This is a genomic window from Bradyrhizobium sp. CCGUVB23 (genome assembly GCF_024199885.1).
GTDB lineage: Bacteria > Pseudomonadota > Alphaproteobacteria > Rhizobiales > Xanthobacteraceae > Bradyrhizobium.
The window spans coordinates 8,391,251-8,407,632 of the sequence record NZ_JANADQ010000001.1; the positions used below are offsets into that span (position 1 = coordinate 8,391,251).

Here is a 16,382-nt window from a genome sequence, read left to right on the forward strand (position 1 = left end):
ACGATCAGCGGGTCAGCGCGACCTGCTTGAATGAGGCGACCAGCGCCTTTTCCAGCTTGCCCTGCATTCCCAGCAGAATGCCGTAGGCCTCCTCGCGCGGCATTGTCGGTCGGTACGACCGGTGCTCGATCAGCGCGGCGAAGATGTCGGAGATGGTGAGAATTCGAACGACATCCGCAATGCTGTCGGCGCAAAGCGCGTCCGGATAGCCGCTGCCGTCGAGATATTCGTGGTGGTGACGCACCGCATCGAGGATCTCGGGCGAGATGTTGGCATAATCCTTCAGAACCTCGTATCCCGCGATCGGATGCGTCTCGATCAGCGTGCGCTCCTCGGCGTCGAGGCGTCCCGGCTTGTCGAGGATCGCCAGCGGAATCTTTGCCTTGCCGATGTCGTGGAACATGGCCGCCGAGTACAGTCGTTCGAGGTCGTCTTTCCTGACACCCAGACTCAAGCCAAAATCGATGGCGACGCCGGTGACCAGCAGGCAATGCTGGTAGGTTCCCTCGTGATGACGCCGCACAGTCGTGAGCCATTCCGACAGGCCGTGCTCGGCGATGCGGTTGGCGATCTTGCGGCCGGCCTCCTTCGTTCCGTCGACGTCGATGGTCTCACCGAGCATGACCGAGTTGAACATCGAGCCGATGGCGCTCGCGCCCGCCTCGACGGCATCGTCGGGTTGCGACTGTCCATCCGCGGATGTCGCATCCGGGTTCGGCGACCCGAATAGCGCCGCCAGGAGCTTGGTCTGGTTGGGCGCGCCCGGCAGGACGTGCGTGGCGCCGAGGGCGTAGGCCTGCGAGATGCAAACGTGAGTGGGCGGCTCGACCAGGAAGATGCGCTTGCCCGCCTTGGCCAGCCGTGCAGCCCGTTTCTTCAGCGCAGCAATGTTGCCGACGTCGCGAAGGTCCGCGCGCACGACGACGGCAAGCGGGGAGTGCGGCAGGCGTGCCTCGGCATCGAGCCGCTCGCCAGCTACGGCGAATTTCCGTTCGACGATCGAGCAGACTCCGGACAGCTTGTCAGAGCTGTCAGCCAGCACATGCACGAACGCGTGCGCGGCCCGAGGCTCCGGGACGCTGCTTTGAGCTCTGACTGATGCGACGAAACTGGAACTTGGCACGACTGTGGCTTTCGGCGACGGCTACTTGCTCGCGTTCTTATGCGTCGCTTGTTCGTTATCGGCTTTCGCTGACCCTTTCTTGGTTCCCGCCTTGACGAAGTGAATCCCTGCCATCGTTCCGTCGATCCAGACCAGTTCGCAGCGGCGATAGGCGAGGCCCGTCGAGGACAGCAGCATGAAGAATTCCCTCGCTTGTAGCACGTCGAGAGTTCCTTCAACCTCGATCTTGGCGCCGCTATCCGAAACATCGAGCAGCACGCAGGCGCGGCGCCAGGTGCCATCCGCCCCCATCAGATTGACCGGCTGCTTGTGATCCATCCGAACGCGGTGTGCTTTGCGACCGTTAAATCTCATCGGCTGCCCCCGGATTTCCCGCGCTTGTTGTTATTGTCAGCAGTAACGGCGCCGCCGCTGGCGGCCATTTCGCCCCAGCGCACCGCCCACTGGCTTGTTGAAAGATAGAGCTCGTCGAACAGCTTTTGGGCCCGCTCGCGCTGCTCGTAGGAAAGGCGCGGGCCGCCGCGATTGCAGAGGATGGCAAGCGTCGTCTGCCAGTTCAGGCGGGAGGCGCGGCAGGCCATGACCAGTGCTTCGCAATCCTCGTCTGCGATGATCTTTTCAATCACGTCGATCGGCGTACCCGACAGCACCGAGAGCGAGGCGATCAGATTGGCTGCCTCGCCCCGGATCGCGAAGCGGTTGACGGTTGAGTCGTTGAGCTTGCCGACGCGGTTGAGCGCGACGACGGAGAGCCGGGCTTCCGCATAGTCGATCGATGATGGAAGCTTCGGCCGTGCCGCGGCCGGTGTGGGACTGAGCACGGTCTCGATCCGATGGCGCAAAGCGGGGGCGGCAGCATCAAGTATGGTGGCCCTCGCGTCCGGCGTCAGCCTGGGGAAGAGCCCGCGGACAATTTTGTCGGGCGTGTCGGGGCGGAATGCCAGCGCCCTCGCGATCTCGCCGTCATGTTCGGCCCTGGCGATCAGCATGGCATAGCCTGCGGCGGAAAAAGCGGCGCCCGGATTGTTCACCAGCGCGCGACCGACATTCTTGCCGCCGCGCTTCAGCAGGATGTCCGTCAGGGCCGGATCAACCGGGTTCCTTCCTGAGATCGCCAGCAGATGCTGCTCCCCGCGCGAGGTTGCAATCGTCTCGAGGTCATTCGCCGAAATCGTGCGCGATTTGAGAAGGAGCGGGCCCGCAACCATCGGGTCTTCATGGAAAGCAAGACGGCGCGACGTTTCCCTCGGTGCCAAACTCAGATCGACCAGCGCTATGCTCAGCTGCGCGAGGGCCTTCGGCTCAATGCGTTCCGCAATGCGAAGCAGGACCTGGTCCAGCGCACTGATCTCGGGCTCCTGAAGACGATCGCGACCTGCAACGAGCAGATCGGTCGTCCGCCGGAGCATGCGGACGCGGCGCTCATAGGCGCAGCCTGCGATGGTGCTCTCGAGCTCGGCAACAATATCGGCAGGCAAAATGGCATTCATGGCGGGCCTGGTCCGCAAAAAAACGACTGTGTTTCTACGGAATCAATTGCGCGCCAAAGTTGTTAAACATCGGTTATAGCTGAGTTGTCGGTGGTGCCATCGCACCGTCCTCCGAATTTGAATCGATATCGAAATTCGGCAAAGCGACTGCGGGATTTTTTCTATTTTTGCGCGCTCAGACAAGCGCTCCCGACGGAACCGAAGATACAGTTGAGCTGATGGCCGGATTGGGTGACCGTTGTTGAACCGATTTCTTGATTCGCGATGAATGACATTTTGGGATGCCGATGTCGGCGCCAAAGATATTTAGATTTGACGATGTTGATGAATTTCGCAGTGCGATACGAACCCTTGACGTAGAGTTCACGCCGCTCGTGCGGAAGATCGCGGCCGAGCAGACCATCCTGAATCTGCCGGGTTGCGACGTCAATTTCACGAAATCCTTTCCACGTATCGTGGATGCGCAGCTCGTGAAGAACTGCACCGCGGTCGGCTTCACGATGGACGATCACGAGGTTCCCATCCGTTTCAACGGAGCGCAGCGGGATCGGGCGGCCATCATCATCGGCGGCGGTGGTGCTGCCTTCAACACGGTCGAGGAAGTCGAGCGGCAATACGCCTCGGTGATGTTCACGCCGGAGGTGACGGGGCGCGGCTGGCCGGAGACGAGAGCGAATTTCCGGATCTATGAAACGAGCGCGCTAACACTGAGCTGGCTGCGCAAGCTGATCAGGGAGGTGATCAGTGCTGCCTCGGAACCCGTCGATGCCGTTGAATGGCCGATGAAAGCATCGGCGATGAGGGAATCCCTGCTCGCCGCGATCGATGCGGCGTTTGCTGGCGTCGTTCCGGCGCGCTGGACCGCACGGGCCAACGACGAGCGGCACTTCAGGACATTCCAGGACATCCGCGCACTTCTGTTGGATGACCTCGCTCAGCCCATCTACAGCGAGGAGTTGGCCAGCAAGCTTGGCCTGTCCGTGCGCAGCATGCACGATGCGGTCCAGCGCTATCGCGGCATGAGCCTGCACCGCTATTTGCGGCTCTGGCGGCTCTGGCTCGTGCGCAAACGACTGCTGACGGGCCCCGAGAGCGTGAAGGCCGCCGCACTCGCCTTCGGCTTCTGGCACCTCAGCGACTTCTCGAGAAGCTATCGGCACCAGTTCGGCGAAACGCCGTCGCAGACGCTGGAGCGAGCCCGAAGGGCCTGACCTTTCGTCGCGGCTTTCGTGAATAGGTCGGCATCACGCTTCATGCTAAGATGGGCCCATCATGGGCAATCGCATCCTCGTCTTCTACGGCTCCTACCGCTCAGACCGCATGGGCATTCGCCTCGCGCATTTCGTCGTGGACGGGTTGCGGAGCCGCGGCGACGAGGTCACCTTGATCGACGCCAAGGCGGTCGGCCTTCCCATGCTCGACCGCATGTACAAGGAGCATCCCAAAGGGGAGGCGCCGGAGGCACTCGAGAGGCTGGCGACGCAGATCCGCGATGCCGACGGCTTCGTGTTCGTCTCGGGCGAATACAATTGGGGGATTCAGCCGGGACTAAAGAACCTCACCGACCATTTTCTCGAGGAGTGGTTCTGGCGCCCGGCCGCAATCGCCAGCTACTCCGCCGGTCGCTTCTCCGGCGCCCGCGCCGCAACCGCATGGCACGGCACGCTGTCGGAAATGGGCATGGTGGTGATCTCGAGCACGATCGCGGTCGGCCCGATCGCGCAGACGCTGTCGGCCGAGGGCGAGCCGACGGGCGAGGGCGGCAAGGCGCTGGAACGCTCGTTCCCGCGTTTTGCCGACGATCTCACCTGGTGGGTCGAGGCTGCCAAGGCCCAGCGCGCGCGCAAGCAGCCGCCGTACTGACGTTACGCGGCCCTGACTTCGCTGAGGAAGCGGTTGACCTGGCCGGCAAGGTCGCGTGACTGCGAGGAGAGCTGCTCGGCCGCTCCCAGCACCTGATTGGCGGCAGCTCCCGTATCGTCGGCGGCGCGCTGCACGCCTGTGATGTTGGAATTGACCTCCTGGGTGCCGCGCGCGGCCTCCTGGACGCTGCGGGAGATCTCCTTGGTCGCCGAACCTTGCTCCTCGATCGCTGCGGCGATCGCGGTGCCGATCTGGTCGATCTCGGCAATAACGTCGGCGACGTTGCGGATAGCGGCGATCGTCTCGTCGCTCGCGGACTGGATCGCGGAAATCTGCTCAGAGATTTCGGTCGTGGCCTTCGCGGTCTGTCCGGCCAGCGATTTGACCTCGGAGGCGACTACGGCAAAGCCGCGGCCGGCGTCACCGGCGCGCGCCGCCTCGATGGTCGCGTTCAGTGCAAGCAGGTTGGTTTGCTCGGCGATGCTCTGGATCAGCGTGACGACGTCGCCGATCTTCTGCGCGCCCTCGGCAAGGGTGCGAGCGGTGTCACCGGTGCGGCGCGCATTGTCGACGGCGCGCGCCGCGATCTCGGTGGACTGGGCGACCTGGCGGCCGATCTCGGCGATCGAGGAGCTGAGCTCCTCGGTCGCGCTTGCGACTGTCTGCACGTTGGTCGAGGTCTGTTCGGAGGCGGCCGCGACGACCGCGGCCTGGCTATTGGTCGCGGACGCCGTCGAGGTCATCGACTGCGCCGTGCTCTCCATCGTGGCCGACGCCGAGGACAGGCCGCCGACGAGCTCGGAGACCTTGGCCTCGAAGGCGCGGGTGAGCTCGTCGAGGATCTGGGCCCGCCGCATCTTGCCGTCGTTCTCGGCCTGCTTCTCGGCCGCGAGCTGCTCGGCCTCGATCATGTTGTCCTTGAAAACCTGCACGGCGGCCGCCATCGCGCCGATCTCGTCGGAGCGTGCGGCGCCCGGAATTTCGTCCGCCATCTCGCCGGCGGCAAGCCGCGACATCCGCGTCGTCAGGTTGACGATCGGCGCGCAGACGCGGCGGCGGACCATGACGATCAGGCCGATGCTTGCGACGAGCACGGCCGCCAGGCCTGCCAGCGCGACCATGAAGCTCAGCCGCGCGGCGGCCGAGGCAGTGCCGAGGATCTGCTCGGCATTCTCGTAGAAGGCCTCGCGCACGCCGATGACGGCGCCCAGGCCGCGCTGCGAGCTCGCATACAACGTGTCGACGTCGATGTCGTATTTGCCGCTCGCGCTGCCGTCCTTGATGAGCTTGAGGTCGCGGCCAAAGCTCTCGACATAGTCGGCATTCATCTTCTCGAGCGCGGCCGCGACGTTCGCCGGCGTCGTCGGATTGCCGCGCAACTCCTGGAGCGACATCAGGATCTGGTCGTTGCGGCCCTGCGCGCGGCTGATGTCGATCTTCTCGGCCTCGCTCGCCACCTTCTTGGAGCCGACGAGGTTCTTGTACAGGCTGGCATTGAAGCCGCCGACGTCACGCAGCGCCCAGGCGATATTGGCGTAGCTCGCCTGGCGATAGGCATCACCATTGAGGATCGCCATGCGGCGAACCTGCTCGTTGAGCAGCGCGGTGATGCCGTTATTGAACACGGCATTGTCGGCGACGATCTTGCGCGCCGCGTCCTTGCGGGCCTCGGCCGGCCCGTCGATCGCCTTGTCGATGGCCTCGCGCAGGGCGGAGAACTTCGCATTCAGCGCATCGATGCTGCTCGCGATGGTGTTGCCGTCGTCGAGACCGCCGGGAAGCTGCTCCTTGCGCAGTGCGTTCATCTTGTCGCGGGCGCCATCCGTCAGCTTCCGCAGCTTCTCGTGCTCGGTGCGCATGGCGGGATCGACCGTCGCCGGGCCATAGAGGATGTTGGTGGCGTAGCCGCGCTCGGGATTGAGATAGCGCGGGATATCGCCGACCGTGCGCACGATCTGAAGCCGACTCTGGGCCTCCGCGACCCGGTCCATGGTCTGATATTTGGTCACCGCGACAAAGACGGCGAGTCCGCCGCCGACGGTCGACAGCGAGACGATGGCGGCAGTCAGAAGCGTACCAATTTTCATGGGTTGTCCGGCAATGGTCGCGGGTAAAAATCGCTCCAAAGGATATGCGGGGCCGCTTAATCCGGGGTTTACGATGGTAGGCGCAGGCCTCAGCCGGTCAGCCCGTGCTGCGGTCCATTGCGGCAAGGATCTCGAGCGTCGCACCATCGCGCGCGCCGGCAAAATAGCGGGCAAGCGCCTGGCCGAAGATCGCCTCACCCGATACGGCTTCGAACAGCGTCATCGATGAGCGGAACTTGGCGTCGTCGGGCGCGCCGAGGATCGCGTTGATGCTGCGATCCTTCACCGCGAGCACGAGGCCCGTGCATTCGACGAGGCGCGGCCCGAGCACGGGGTGGGTGAGGTAGGCCTCGGCCTCTGCCCGAGAGGCGATGGCATAACGCTGCGACATGGCACTGAAGCCGAGTCCCGCCACTTGCGGGAAGATGAACCACATCCAGTGGCTGCGCTTCCGCCCAGCCGAAAGCTCCCCGACGACCCCCGGATAGATGGCGTTCTGGGCCTGAATGAAGCGTTTAAGGTCAAAAGGATCGCTCATTAACCGCCTCCAGCTACCGCCCCGGCCGCGATTATGCCTAACTTTTGGCTCCTGATGTGGTAGCTACTATAGAGTCTCGACGGGGTTGGGCACCCCAAGGGGTTCGAGACGGGGTTGAGCGGGTCGATTTGGGGATCTGATGGTTTCCGACGCAGCACGGGCCAACAAGCTCTTGTCGCGCCGCCGTATCGGGCGGTCGGAAACACTTTTGCTGTCTTTGGCCGCAGTAGCGCTATCGGTCGGCGCGGCTGCCTGGATCGCCTGTGGCAACGACAGCGCCTCGCTTGCCTCTGCCGCTTTGCCGCCCAGCGGCCCAACGACATCCTTTGAGGACCGATTCCAGCCCAGTTCGCCGGCGCGTGACGCCAGTGTACGCCCCGTCGAGCGCTCGGCGGTCAGCATGCTCCAACTCAAGCTCCGCGATGCCAAGGCGCTGCTCGCCCAGCAGCTCGTCCGTGACGACTGGCGCTCGACCCTGACCGAAGACGATAAGCAGGTGGCCGAGGCGGCGCCGCCGTCATCGCAGAAGCCTGACGTCCCGATGCCCCGGTCGCGCCCGGTCCAGGCCGATCTCGCCTCCCAGGTCGCCTCCAGCCAGGCCTTCGCCGATTCCCTGCCGAAGGGCGACAACCGCAGCCTGCTGCAAAAATTCTCCGACATGTTCCCGGGCAAGATCAGGCTCGCCTCGCTGACGCCCGACAGCGGCCTGTTCCGCCAGGGGCCTGACCTCGCCGCGCTCGGCTACAGTTCGCAGACCGCGGTATACGACATCTCGGCGAAGGCAGTGTACCTGCCCAACGGCGTGGCGCTGGAAGCGCATTCGGGCATGGGCTCCATGATGGACGACCCCGACCATGTCGACCAGCGCATGGTTGGCGCGACCCCACCGGCGACCTACGAGCTGAAGCCGCGCGAAAAGCTGTTCCATGGCGTGCGCGCGCTGCGAATGACGCCGGTCGACGGGACCAGCGCTCTTGGCCGCGTCGGGCTGCTCACGCACAGCTACATGCTCGGACCGCGCGGCGACTCGAACGGCTGCGTCTCGATCAAGTTCTATGATCGTTTCCTGAAGGCCTATGACGACGGCGAGATCAACCGGCTGATCGTGGTGCCGAACCTGAAGGGCGCCACGTCGGTGTCGCAGCGCGCATCGGCCTCGGACTCCTAAAAGTCTGAACAAACGGCGGGGGCGGCCGTTTTCCCTTCGTTAAGCCGTTCTCGTGCAGAAGCAGCCCATGACCGATCCATCCAGCTCCGACACTCCGCTGCGCACGACGTTCAAGATTCGCCTGAACGGCAACACGCTGGCGATCGCGACCGTCGGGCAGGCCTATCAATTCCTCACCAACTACAATTCGATGGAGTGGATGGAATTTCGTTCGCTCCATGAGGAGGCCGTCGCCGCGCTCGAAGGCGCCGCGGACAACGCGATGCTTGCCGTGCAGGCGACGAACGCCGTGCGCGCGCTGTTCGTGAGCGCGAAGCTGTTGTAGCGCGGATCTACAAGAGCAGTCGACCGTCGAGCTGCTCTCGCTCCCATGCCCTCAGGAATTCACCCTCGCGGGCGACCCACTTGGTCAGCTCGGTGCCCCATTCCCGCGTGCGGCTTGCGTACTCGCCCATCAGCCAGAAGTGCCTGACGATGACGAACGCATGCGCGGCCTCGAAATCGCTTTGCGTGATGGGACGAACGCTTCGATAGCCATCGACGAAGGCGTGCCACACAGCGTGAAGCTTGCGGCCAAAGGACACCTTTGCCCACAGGAAGACCGAGAGGTCGTAGGCAAGATAGCCCGGGCCGCCATCGTCGAAATCGAAGAAGTCCGCTTCGCCCGCCTCGGTGATGAATGCATTGGAGCCGTGGCAGTCGCCGTGACAATGGGTCCAGGTCAATTCGTTATGGGCTTCGATCCGCTCAGTGGTTCGTGTCGCGATGGCCTCGAGATCGGCGGCTTCGGCGCTCGCGTCCTCCAAGAGTCCGCTCTTGCGGATTCTCGCAAGCGGCCGGCGCAACAAATGATCGAGATCGAGTCTGTAAAGTGGCGCAGGCGCGCTGTAGGAGTCCGCGGCGTTGTGCAGCTTGGCCAGTGTCACGCCGTTGGCGCGCGCATCGGCAAGGGATGTTGCTTCAGGCGCGCGCCCCTGGAGTTCATGGAAGAGCACGCCTTCGCGCTGGCCCTCGCGCGCTTGTGCCCGAACGAAGAGAGCGCCATCAGGTGTTCGGACGGCCGCAGCGACCGGCACGCCGGATCGGGCGAGGTGAGCCAGGAAATCCGTTTCCGTCCCCACGTCGGCAGCCCCGCGTGCGCGATGATGCGACAAGCGGAAGATGTAGCGCTCGTCGCTGGCCGTAACGATGCGGTAGGTGTCGTTGAAGCCGCGCCTGACCATGCGGCACTGAAGGGGCGCTGCCAGCGCATAGCGCTCGGCGAGGAAGCGCGCGACCGCCTTCGCTGGAGATATCGTGTAGATGGGTTCGAAATCGACCAAGACTGAAGCTCAAGCGGGGACCGGCGGCGATCCTAATGCGGGCTCTTCAGCGAGGGAAGGCGGAGCCTCGAAAACAGCGATGCCGCGCCGCGTTGGATGGAGCGCGGCATCTTTGTCGTAGCGTCAGCGACTGAGACGATTACTGCGCGTTCTGGCCGCGACCGTCGTCGTCATCGAAGAAGTCTTGATCGCCGCCCGGATCGACGCAGGCAAAGTTCGCTGCGTCGTTGGTCATGCCGCTGCCCTCGTAGGCCGGAATCTTCGGATAATCCGCAGATCAAAAAGTTCGCCAGTCGGGTAGGGCGAGGAACGGTGCCCAAGGCGCGCACTCCGGGAGATGTAACCCAATGGGAAATTAACCGGCCGTTAACCAAATCCGCCGCATCGTTAACCATTCAATAACAAGGACGAGTCGGCAGCCATGGAGGCAGCAGCAGCAAGACCACAACGCCAATTGGTGCGCCTGCGCGGCCGATCCTACGTCGCCTTCGTCTTCGTGCCGACGGTTCCGATCGTCGACTGGCTCCAGGAGATCGACGCCACGATCGCGCGCTCGCCGGGATTCTTTGCCGGTCGGCCGGTGGTGGTCGACCTGTCCTCGGTCGATCTCAGCCAGTCCGGCATCACGCATCTGCTCGGAAGCCTCCAGGAGCGCGGGATCCGCGTGCTCGGCCTCGAGGGGGTGGAGGAGGCGCGGCTCACGCCGAACATGCCGCCGTTGCTCTCGGGCGGACGGTCTTGCGGGCTCGAGCCGAGCGCGCCGAAGAAGGTCGAGGTCACGAAGCAGCCGAGCTCGCTGCTGCTCGAAACCCCCGTACGGTCGGGCCAGACCGTGATCTTCCCCGACGGTGACGTGACGATCCTTGGCTCGGTCGGCTCCGGGGCCGAGGTCGTCGCAGGCGGCTCCATCCACGTCTACGGCGCGCTGCGCGGGCGCGCCATGGCCGGCGTCAACGGCCACTCCTCCGCGCGTATCTATTGTCAGAAGATCGAGGCTGAACTGCTTGCAATTGATGGATTTTACCAGACTGCGGACGACATCGACGCCTCCTTGCGCGGCAAGCCGGCGCAGGCCTGGCTGCAGGGGAATACCATGCGAATTACAGCACTGAACTGACCAGCAAAGGAGAGATTTCAGATGAGTAAGGTACTGGTCGTGACATCAGGCAAGGGCGGGGTCGGCAAGACCACGACGACCGCAGCCTTGGGGGCGGCGCTGGCGCAGCGCGGCGACAAGGTCGTGGTGGTCGATTTCGACGTTGGCTTGCGCAACCTTGACCTCGTGATGGGCGCCGAGCGGCGCGTGGTGTTCGACCTCATCAACGTGGTGCAGGGGGTTGCAAAGCTCCCGCAGGCCCTGATCCGCGACAAGCGGCTGGAGAACCTCTGGCTGCTGCCGGCATCGCAAACCCGCGACAAGGACGCGTTGACCGAGGAGGGCGTTCGCGCCGTCATCGCCGATCTGCGCAGCCGGTTCGACTGGGTGATCTGCGACAGCCCCGCCGGAATCGAGCGCGGCGCATCCATGGCGATGCGCTTTGCCGATGAGGCCGTGATCGTCACAAACCCGGAGGTCTCCTCGGTGCGCGACTCCGACCGCATCATCGGCATGCTCGACTCCAAGACGGTGCGGGCCGAGAAGGGCGAGCGCGTCGAAAAGCACGTCCTGATCACGCGCTACGATTCCTCGCGTGCATCGCGCGGCGAGATGCTGAACATCGACGACATCCTCGAGATACTCGCAACGCCGCTGCTCGGCATCATCCCGGAGAGCCAGGACGTGCTGAAGGCCTCCAACGTCGGTACGCCCGTGACGCTGTCCAATGCGGACGGCGCGCCAGCGCGGGCCTACATGGACGCGGCGAAGCGGTTGTGCGGCGAAAGCATTCGGATGACAGTGCCTGCCGAGAAAAAAGGCTTCATGGATCGCCTCCTGCGACGGAGGGCAGCATGAGCATGGGTCTGCTCCGGCTTCTCCGCGGCAACAAGGCCACCGCTCCGGTCGCGCGCGAGCGGTTGCAGATCCTGCTTGCGCATGAACGCGGGCTGCGCGGCCAGCCCGATCTGCTGAGCGTGCTGCGTGAGGAAATCCTCGCCGTCGTCTCGAAACACGTCAAGCTCGACCCGACCAAGGTGATCGTGCGGCTGGAGCGCGGGGACGAAGTCTCGACGCTCGAGGTCGACATCGAGGTGCCCAACGATGTCGAGCGCAAGCGGGTGGCGGTCGGGTAGGGGCCCGGCGGGGTCGTCTAACTTGGGGTGGATGAAAAGGCAGTCCGCTGGCGACAGCGGGCTGCCTTTGTTGCGTTCGCAAGGCCGAGCCCTTCAAATTCCCGGGCCTGCCGACGTGATGTGACGCGCGGGAACCCGGCTTACGCTCGGCCGTTTGTTAGAGGTCGTGGCGGCGTCTACGCCGCGGCTGCGATGCGTCAACCGGGAGAGCGCCCATGATGTCCGAGGTCCAGGTCCATACCATCGCGCGTCAGATGCTCGAGAAGCACGGCTTTGCTGCGATTGCTCAGGCCGCCCAGCAGGCGCAGGCCTGCGAGAGCCGCGGCGAGGCCGAGGAGGCGAAGGAGTGGCGCCACATCGAGGACGCCATGAAGATCATGAAAGGCCCGCACCATAGCTGAGCTGACGCGGCGGCGGCCTCAAGCGCTCATCGCGCTTTAGGTTTTTTGTTTGAGCATGATCTTTTCGGAAAACCGTTTCACACTTTTCCGGATCATGTTTCCGGATCATGCTCTAGTGCGCGTCCGGTTCAGTGCCCGGCGCCGGCGGCTTGTGCTGCGTCTGCGCCTGGTTGTTGCGCTCGCCGGTCTCCTTGCAGGCAAGCTGTGTCCACGAACCGTCCGGCGCCTGCTGATAGGCGCTGCACGTTGACGTTGCCGATTTGTCTTCAGCGGGCTGGTTATTGGAATTCCTGGCGAGCACGGGCGCGGTCAACGCGCCTGCGAGCACACCTGCAAGCAGAATGTGGGCAATCCGCATTTTGGGGTCTCCTTGACGAAGCCGCCTGCATGCTTGCGAGGATTGTGACGATTGTTGGCCAATGCCACCGGGTCCATCGCGGCATGGCTAACGTTTGCGCACGAACGCCTCAGTGTCCCGCGGGCTCGATGGCGATGTCGTTGCGGCGGGCGCAGGCGCGCAGCCAGCCGATGATGCCGGGCTGCACCGAGAATCCGTAACTGTCCTCGACCATCTTGGCCCTGACAATAAGGCTCGAGTCCTTCTCGATCGCCGCCGCAAGCGCGGCGCCGTGCTGCGGGAAGATGCCGATCTCGTCGGGGCCCTGGACCTGCGCGGAGAAGTCGCCGAACGGCGCGTTGCCGACCTTCAGCGTCGCCTCGATGGCCTGGCCTTCTGGCAGGTTGAGCTTGGAATCCTTCAGCATCATGGTCAGGCCCTTCGCGCGGCTCACCATCAGGAAAGTTCCGAGGCGGCGCGATGGCGTGTCCGTGCCGCCGACATAGTGACGGCGGATGAGGCAGATGATGATCGCGCCGTCGCGGTTGCGGAGCTCGGAGGCGTCCCAGCCCTCGATCTTCCGCTTGTCCTCGATGCCGGGCGGGCCGGCCGGCGTCGGCTGCATCACGGCGATCTTCGGCGAGCGCGCCCGCGGCGCGGGTATCTCCGGCGTGTTGGGATCGGTCGGCCTGTCGATTGCGATATCGAAGGTCTTGCTGCACAGCTTCAGCCAGGCAAGCGCGTCCGCAGGCAGGTTGAGCGCGATCGCGCCGGAATCGACACCGGCGCCTTGCGAGCGCAGTGTCACGGCGTTGGCTTTGCCAAGCGCCGTGAGCGCGCCGTCGGTATCGCCGGGATGGAGCGCGAATACGGGGCCGACCGGGAAGCCGACCGCCGGAAAGCCGCGATTATCGATCACGATCTCGGCCTGGTCGTCCAGCACCTGCTCGGTGGGCATTCCGTCATCCATCATCGAGATCACGAAGCCCGAGCCGCGGCTGATGTTGAGCACGAAGCGGGTATCGACCTTGCCGCCCGCCTCGATGCGCTGCCTCGGCGCGACCAGCACGCATTGCCTCACCTTGCCGTCCGGCCCGACCTGGGGCACGGCGCTCCAGGCGCCTCGCGGAAAGCGCACCTGCTGCCCCGCAACGGGCTTGTCCGCCGTCGCCGCGCAGGCGGGCAATGTTGCGGCGATGAGCGCCGCAAGCGCCGCCGTCCAGCGCTTCCAATGCGTATGTCCCCGAGGCATGGCCCCTCTCGCGTTTTCCTGAGCTTGAGGGGTTGGACGCGAAGGAGGGAGCTGAGGTTCACCGGGGGCGCAGGATGGGCTGCGGGACCGTCATTTGGCGTGAATGAGCCCGGCGAGGTTGGTCTTCTGGGCTTCGCACCAGCCGCTCATCCCGAGCCGACGCTGGTCGAGATCGGTCGATTGGGTTGCGACCGCAACCTCGGCCATGAGGTCATCGTCCTGCTTCTCGCCCATCTTGCCGCCGGTGTGCATGAAGGCGATGGCCTTGCGCACCTTTTCGGTCGTGCCGTCGGGTAGCTGCATGTCCTGCGCACGCTTCACCAGGTCCTGGTAGACGAGATCGGTGCCCGGGCATTCGACCTTGGCGGCGAAGGCCTGCAGGACCATCGTCACATAAACCGACCGCGGCGTGGCCTGGGCGGGTGCAGCAATCAGCATCAAGCCCGCGATCAACCAACCATAGCGCATTCCAATGTCCTCCCGTTTTTTTGGGAGGCTAGCGTCCGGCGTCCCGCTGCGCAATGGGGGTGGAAGATCGCGCGCGCTGGTGCGGGCCGTCAGGTCAGGACGCCACACACGAGGAATGCCGCCCCGTCGTGCGATAGCAAATTCGGGATGGCGGTGCGTGACGAGTTAACCGGACCGTTGCCAGCTCGGAACGGGATCGAGCGGCGTCCGATAGACCTCGTTGTGATCGCGGTCGGTGACGCGCACGGCGCAGCCCCTGTGCTGAAGATCAGGATTCACCTGCGACAACTCGTTGGCCAGTTGTTCAGCGCGATCGGAGGCGACCTCGAGGTCTTCGAGGATAATGCCGCCCTGGTTCTTGAACTCTTCACCAACGACGAGATCGAAAGAGTAGTAAGGCATCTGAGGTCCCCAAGTCTTGGCTACTCAAGTCCTGAATTCTCAAGCTCTGCGACAAGTCTCACATCGAAGATGATACCACTGAGTCGACATCTTCCGAACGAAGCGTCCGCGTAATCTCTGTGCGTATGACGCAAAAATCATGTGCAGCGCGCGAGGTCATTAAGATTTTATTAAGTATGCGCGCGTCATGCTCGCGGCATGAAATTGCAGCAGAACCGGGCTCCGGGAACCGGCAGTTGCAAGAGAAGGCCGGCGGCATAGATCCCGACGGCCTTTTCTCTTTCCGTGCACAAGCACAAATCCCCGCTACCGTAGTCGCCCGGACTCAATGTCTCACGACGACTCAGACAGCGTCACCTCTGCTTCGCGTGAGCCAGCGCACGAGCGAGACGAGCGCGTAGATCATAATCGCAAGCGGTGCGAACAGCACCAGCATGCCGAACAGCGTCATGACGTTGGCGACGAAGTTGTCCGCGGCCTGCGGCCCTGCGATCGCTGAAATGATCCAGCTTGCCAGTCCGATCAGCGCAAACAGTCCGACGATCGCGAACAGAATGACCAGCGGGGTTGCCGCCAGCGATAGATTCGAAATGAAGCGTCTGATCGTCAGCATGGTGGTCAGCCCGAGGCGCATGTCCGGTCGGTGAGCGAACCGGTCCTCTGCCTTGGTCTCGCTGTGCCGCCGAAGGGTTCACGAGCCTGAGACTAGTGCACCGGCATCGGCGGGCGCACCACAGGTCCGTCGTCATCAGCGAGCTGCGAAGCGGAAGCAGGCGGTGGCGGCGGCGGAACGGCAGCAGCTTGCGGCGGAGGTGCGATCGGCGCCGGCGCGTAAGTCGGTGCATAGGCCGGGGCGGCGGCCACGGGCCTGGGTTTGCGCACAGGCGGCGCGGGCGGCCGCGGCGGCAGAGCAGAGAGCTTCGCGCGTGGATCGGCAATCCTGGCCTCAGCCGGTCTCGGCGGTGCGGAGGCCTTCGCGATCTCGCGTGCCATCTGCTCCTGGCTTGCTTTCAGTTCGGCGATGTTGGCCTTGAGCTGCTCGATCTGCTGCGTCATCGCGGCGAGATCGCGCGTCATCGACTGGAGCGACTGCGGCGCGTCGGACGCGGTCGCCGGTGCGCTCGTGTTGCTGTTGTCCTGCGCCTGAACCGGAGTTGCCGGTTGCTCGGCGGGTTGATCAGCCGTGGTGGCTTGCTGCTCGGTTGACGCAGGCTGCTCCGTCACCGGCGGCGTTGCCTGCGACGGCGAAGCGACCAGGGCCGGCATCCATGCAGCGACCATCGCTTTCGCGGTATCACCGTGAGTCTGCCAGGCGACGGTGGCGGCGGCGCTGCCTGCGGCGAACAGCAGGGTGACGAACGCGCCCCTGAGCCATCTGCCGACCGACGAGCGCTTGCGTCTGATGTCGCCGGCCGCTGCGCGAACTGCGGTGTCGACCGACGGCGCCGCAGCGGGAGCCTCCGTCACCAGATTGATCTTCGGCTCCGGACGTAGTGCGCTGTCAGGCACGAGCGTGGGCGCGGCCTTGTCCGGGCGCGAGGCGAGGACGATCTCGGGTGCAATATCGAGCGCGTCGTGCGGATCGTTATCCTTCGCCGTGTCCTTGACGATTTCATCGACGATTTGCTTGCTGTTCAGCGTCGCGAGCATCGAGGCTCCTTAAACCTTGGTCGTCCGCATTTGCGCGAGCCGATTGAAC

General features: G+C 64.3%; 20 protein-coding genes. 8 read left to right on the forward strand and 12 right to left on the reverse strand.

What is annotated here, in order from left to right; genetic code table 11:
* Positions 1-4: 4 nt before the first annotated feature.
* The 3 genes from NLN62_RS39100 to NLN62_RS39110 form a co-directional block, all read right to left on the reverse strand.
* Complete coding sequence (locus NLN62_RS39100) at positions 5-1,048, reverse strand: HD-GYP domain-containing protein (protein ID WP_027526760.1); 1,044 nt, start codon at positions 1,046-1,048, stop codon at positions 5-7.
* Between the two features lie 96 nt (positions 1,049-1,144).
* Positions 1,145-1,477 (reverse strand): PilZ domain-containing protein, encoded by a 333-nt coding sequence (locus NLN62_RS39105; RefSeq protein WP_027526761.1) that lies wholly within the window; start codon positions 1,475-1,477, stop codon positions 1,145-1,147.
* Entirely contained in the window at positions 1,474-2,613 is a 1,140-nt protein-coding gene (locus NLN62_RS39110) for a DUF2336 domain-containing protein (RefSeq protein WP_254112252.1), read from the reverse strand. The genes NLN62_RS39105 and NLN62_RS39110 overlap by 4 nt, the downstream gene beginning before the upstream one ends.
* Positions 2,614-2,900: 287 nt before the next feature.
* Here NLN62_RS39110 and NLN62_RS39115 point away from each other — a divergent pair, with 287 nt between their 5' ends.
* Together NLN62_RS39115 and NLN62_RS39120 are read left to right on the forward strand one after the other, a co-directional pair.
* Positions 2,901-3,824: a helix-turn-helix domain-containing protein gene (locus NLN62_RS39115; protein WP_371260543.1), complete on the forward strand. Its 924-nt coding sequence runs from the start codon at positions 2,901-2,903 to the stop codon at positions 3,822-3,824.
* A gap of 61 nt (positions 3,825-3,885) precedes the next feature.
* A complete protein-coding gene (locus NLN62_RS39120) occupies positions 3,886-4,476 on the forward strand; it encodes an NADPH-dependent FMN reductase (RefSeq protein ID WP_027526764.1) in 591 nt (196 codons plus the stop codon).
* A 2-nt stretch (positions 4,477-4,478) separates the two neighbouring features.
* Here the strand turns inward: NLN62_RS39120 and NLN62_RS39125 are convergent, their stop codons facing one another.
* A complete protein-coding gene (locus NLN62_RS39125) occupies positions 4,479-6,563 on the reverse strand; it encodes a methyl-accepting chemotaxis protein (protein ID WP_254112253.1) in 2,085 nt (694 codons plus the stop codon).
* A gap of 97 nt (positions 6,564-6,660) precedes the next feature.
* Positions 6,661-7,101, reverse strand: a complete 441-nt coding sequence (locus NLN62_RS39130) for a DUF1810 domain-containing protein (RefSeq protein ID WP_027526766.1) — start codon at positions 7,099-7,101, stop codon at positions 6,661-6,663.
* Between the two features lie 139 nt (positions 7,102-7,240).
* Between NLN62_RS39130 and NLN62_RS39135 the strand changes: the two genes are divergently transcribed.
* Both NLN62_RS39135 and NLN62_RS39140 read left to right on the forward strand, forming a co-directional pair.
* Entirely contained in the window at positions 7,241-8,269 is a 1,029-nt protein-coding gene (locus NLN62_RS39135; RefSeq protein WP_027526767.1) for a DUF2778 domain-containing protein, read from the forward strand.
* A gap of 67 nt (positions 8,270-8,336) precedes the next feature.
* A complete protein-coding gene (locus tag NLN62_RS39140; RefSeq protein ID WP_027526768.1) occupies positions 8,337-8,594 on the forward strand; it encodes a hypothetical protein in 258 nt (85 codons plus the stop codon).
* Between the two features lie 7 nt (positions 8,595-8,601).
* Here NLN62_RS39140 and NLN62_RS39145 read toward each other — a convergent pair whose 3' ends face one another.
* Positions 8,602-9,591: a phosphotransferase enzyme family protein gene (locus NLN62_RS39145; RefSeq protein ID WP_254112254.1), complete on the reverse strand. Its 990-nt coding sequence runs from the start codon at positions 9,589-9,591 to the stop codon at positions 8,602-8,604.
* A 421-nt stretch (positions 9,592-10,012) separates the two neighbouring features.
* On the opposite strand from NLN62_RS39145, the gene minC reads away from it, so the two are divergent.
* From minC to NLN62_RS39165, 4 genes are all read left to right on the forward strand, one after another.
* Positions 10,013-10,708, forward strand: a complete 696-nt coding sequence (gene minC, locus NLN62_RS39150; RefSeq protein ID WP_027526770.1) for a septum site-determining protein MinC — start codon at positions 10,013-10,015, stop codon at positions 10,706-10,708.
* Positions 10,709-10,729: 21 nt separating this feature from the next.
* Positions 10,730-11,545 carry a septum site-determining protein MinD gene (minD, locus tag NLN62_RS39155; RefSeq protein ID WP_027526771.1) on the forward strand — a complete coding sequence of 272 codons (816 nt, stop codon included), beginning with the start codon at positions 10,730-10,732 and terminating at the stop codon, positions 11,543-11,545.
* Entirely contained in the window at positions 11,542-11,823 is a 282-nt protein-coding gene (minE, locus tag NLN62_RS39160) for a cell division topological specificity factor MinE (RefSeq protein ID WP_027526772.1), read from the forward strand. The genes minD and minE overlap by 4 nt, the downstream gene beginning before the upstream one ends.
* Before the next feature lie 215 nt (positions 11,824-12,038).
* The gene (locus tag NLN62_RS39165; RefSeq protein WP_027526773.1) at positions 12,039-12,224 is read left to right on the forward strand and encodes a hypothetical protein; all 186 of its coding nucleotides are present in this window, start codon (positions 12,039-12,041) and stop codon (positions 12,222-12,224) included.
* A 112-nt stretch (positions 12,225-12,336) separates the two neighbouring features.
* Here NLN62_RS39165 and NLN62_RS39170 read toward each other — a convergent pair whose 3' ends face one another.
* The 6 genes from NLN62_RS39170 to NLN62_RS39195 form a co-directional block, all read right to left on the reverse strand.
* Complete coding sequence (locus NLN62_RS39170) at positions 12,337-12,582, reverse strand: hypothetical protein (RefSeq protein WP_254112255.1); 246 nt, start codon at positions 12,580-12,582, stop codon at positions 12,337-12,339.
* A gap of 109 nt (positions 12,583-12,691) precedes the next feature.
* Positions 12,692-13,813 carry a hypothetical protein gene (locus NLN62_RS39175; protein ID WP_254112256.1) on the reverse strand — a complete coding sequence of 374 codons (1,122 nt, stop codon included), beginning with the start codon at positions 13,811-13,813 and terminating at the stop codon, positions 12,692-12,694.
* Positions 13,814-13,903: 90 nt separating this feature from the next.
* Entirely contained in the window at positions 13,904-14,281 is a 378-nt protein-coding gene (locus NLN62_RS39180) for a hypothetical protein (protein ID WP_027526776.1), read from the reverse strand.
* A gap of 165 nt (positions 14,282-14,446) precedes the next feature.
* On the reverse strand, positions 14,447-14,683 hold the full coding sequence (locus tag NLN62_RS39185; RefSeq protein ID WP_027526777.1) for a hypothetical protein: 237 nt from the start codon (positions 14,681-14,683) through the stop codon (positions 14,447-14,449).
* A 343-nt stretch (positions 14,684-15,026) separates the two neighbouring features.
* The gene (locus tag NLN62_RS39190) at positions 15,027-15,296 is read right to left on the reverse strand and encodes a hypothetical protein (protein WP_156944705.1); all 270 of its coding nucleotides are present in this window, start codon (positions 15,294-15,296) and stop codon (positions 15,027-15,029) included.
* Positions 15,297-15,388: 92 nt separating this feature from the next.
* On the reverse strand, positions 15,389-16,333 hold the full coding sequence (locus NLN62_RS39195; protein WP_027526779.1) for a hypothetical protein: 945 nt from the start codon (positions 16,331-16,333) through the stop codon (positions 15,389-15,391).
* Positions 16,334-16,382: the final 49 nt, after the last annotated feature.

What these genes read in the sequence shown, in the direction of transcription:
- NLN62_RS39105 (WP_027526761.1), bottom strand. Translation starts at nt 1,477, where the DNA reads ATGAGATTTAACGGTCGCAAAGCACACCGCGTTCGGATGGATCACAAG.
- NLN62_RS39110 (WP_254112252.1), bottom strand. Translation starts at nt 2,613, where the DNA reads ATGAATGCCATTTTGCCTGCCGATATTGTTGCCGAGCTCGAGAGCACC.
- NLN62_RS39115 (WP_371260543.1), top strand. Translation starts at nt 2,901, where the DNA reads ATGTCGGCGCCAAAGATATTTAGATTTGACGATGTTGATGAATTTCGC.
- NLN62_RS39120 (WP_027526764.1), top strand. Translation starts at nt 3,886, where the DNA reads ATGGGCAATCGCATCCTCGTCTTCTACGGCTCCTACCGCTCAGACCGC.
- NLN62_RS39125 (WP_254112253.1), bottom strand. Translation starts at nt 6,563, where the DNA reads ATGAAAATTGGTACGCTTCTGACTGCCGCCATCGTCTCGCTGTCGACC.
- NLN62_RS39130 (WP_027526766.1), bottom strand. Translation starts at nt 7,101, where the DNA reads ATGAGCGATCCTTTTGACCTTAAACGCTTCATTCAGGCCCAGAACGCC.
- NLN62_RS39135 (WP_027526767.1), top strand. Translation starts at nt 7,241, where the DNA reads ATGGTTTCCGACGCAGCACGGGCCAACAAGCTCTTGTCGCGCCGCCGT.
- NLN62_RS39140 (WP_027526768.1), top strand. Translation starts at nt 8,337, where the DNA reads ATGACCGATCCATCCAGCTCCGACACTCCGCTGCGCACGACGTTCAAG.
- minC (WP_027526770.1), top strand. Translation starts at nt 10,013, where the DNA reads ATGGAGGCAGCAGCAGCAAGACCACAACGCCAATTGGTGCGCCTGCGC.
- minD (WP_027526771.1), top strand. Translation starts at nt 10,730, where the DNA reads ATGAGTAAGGTACTGGTCGTGACATCAGGCAAGGGCGGGGTCGGCAAG.
- minE (WP_027526772.1), top strand. Translation starts at nt 11,542, where the DNA reads ATGAGCATGGGTCTGCTCCGGCTTCTCCGCGGCAACAAGGCCACCGCT.
- NLN62_RS39165 (WP_027526773.1), top strand. Translation starts at nt 12,039, where the DNA reads ATGATGTCCGAGGTCCAGGTCCATACCATCGCGCGTCAGATGCTCGAG.
- NLN62_RS39170 (WP_254112255.1), bottom strand. Translation starts at nt 12,582, where the DNA reads ATGCGGATTGCCCACATTCTGCTTGCAGGTGTGCTCGCAGGCGCGTTG.
- NLN62_RS39175 (WP_254112256.1), bottom strand. Translation starts at nt 13,813, where the DNA reads ATGCCTCGGGGACATACGCATTGGAAGCGCTGGACGGCGGCGCTTGCG.
- NLN62_RS39180 (WP_027526776.1), bottom strand. Translation starts at nt 14,281, where the DNA reads ATGCGCTATGGTTGGTTGATCGCGGGCTTGATGCTGATTGCTGCACCC.
- NLN62_RS39185 (WP_027526777.1), bottom strand. Translation starts at nt 14,683, where the DNA reads ATGCCTTACTACTCTTTCGATCTCGTCGTTGGTGAAGAGTTCAAGAAC.
- NLN62_RS39190 (WP_156944705.1), bottom strand. Translation starts at nt 15,296, where the DNA reads ATGCTGACGATCAGACGCTTCATTTCGAATCTATCGCTGGCGGCAACC.
- NLN62_RS39195 (WP_027526779.1), bottom strand. Translation starts at nt 16,333, where the DNA reads ATGCTCGCGACGCTGAACAGCAAGCAAATCGTCGATGAAATCGTCAAG.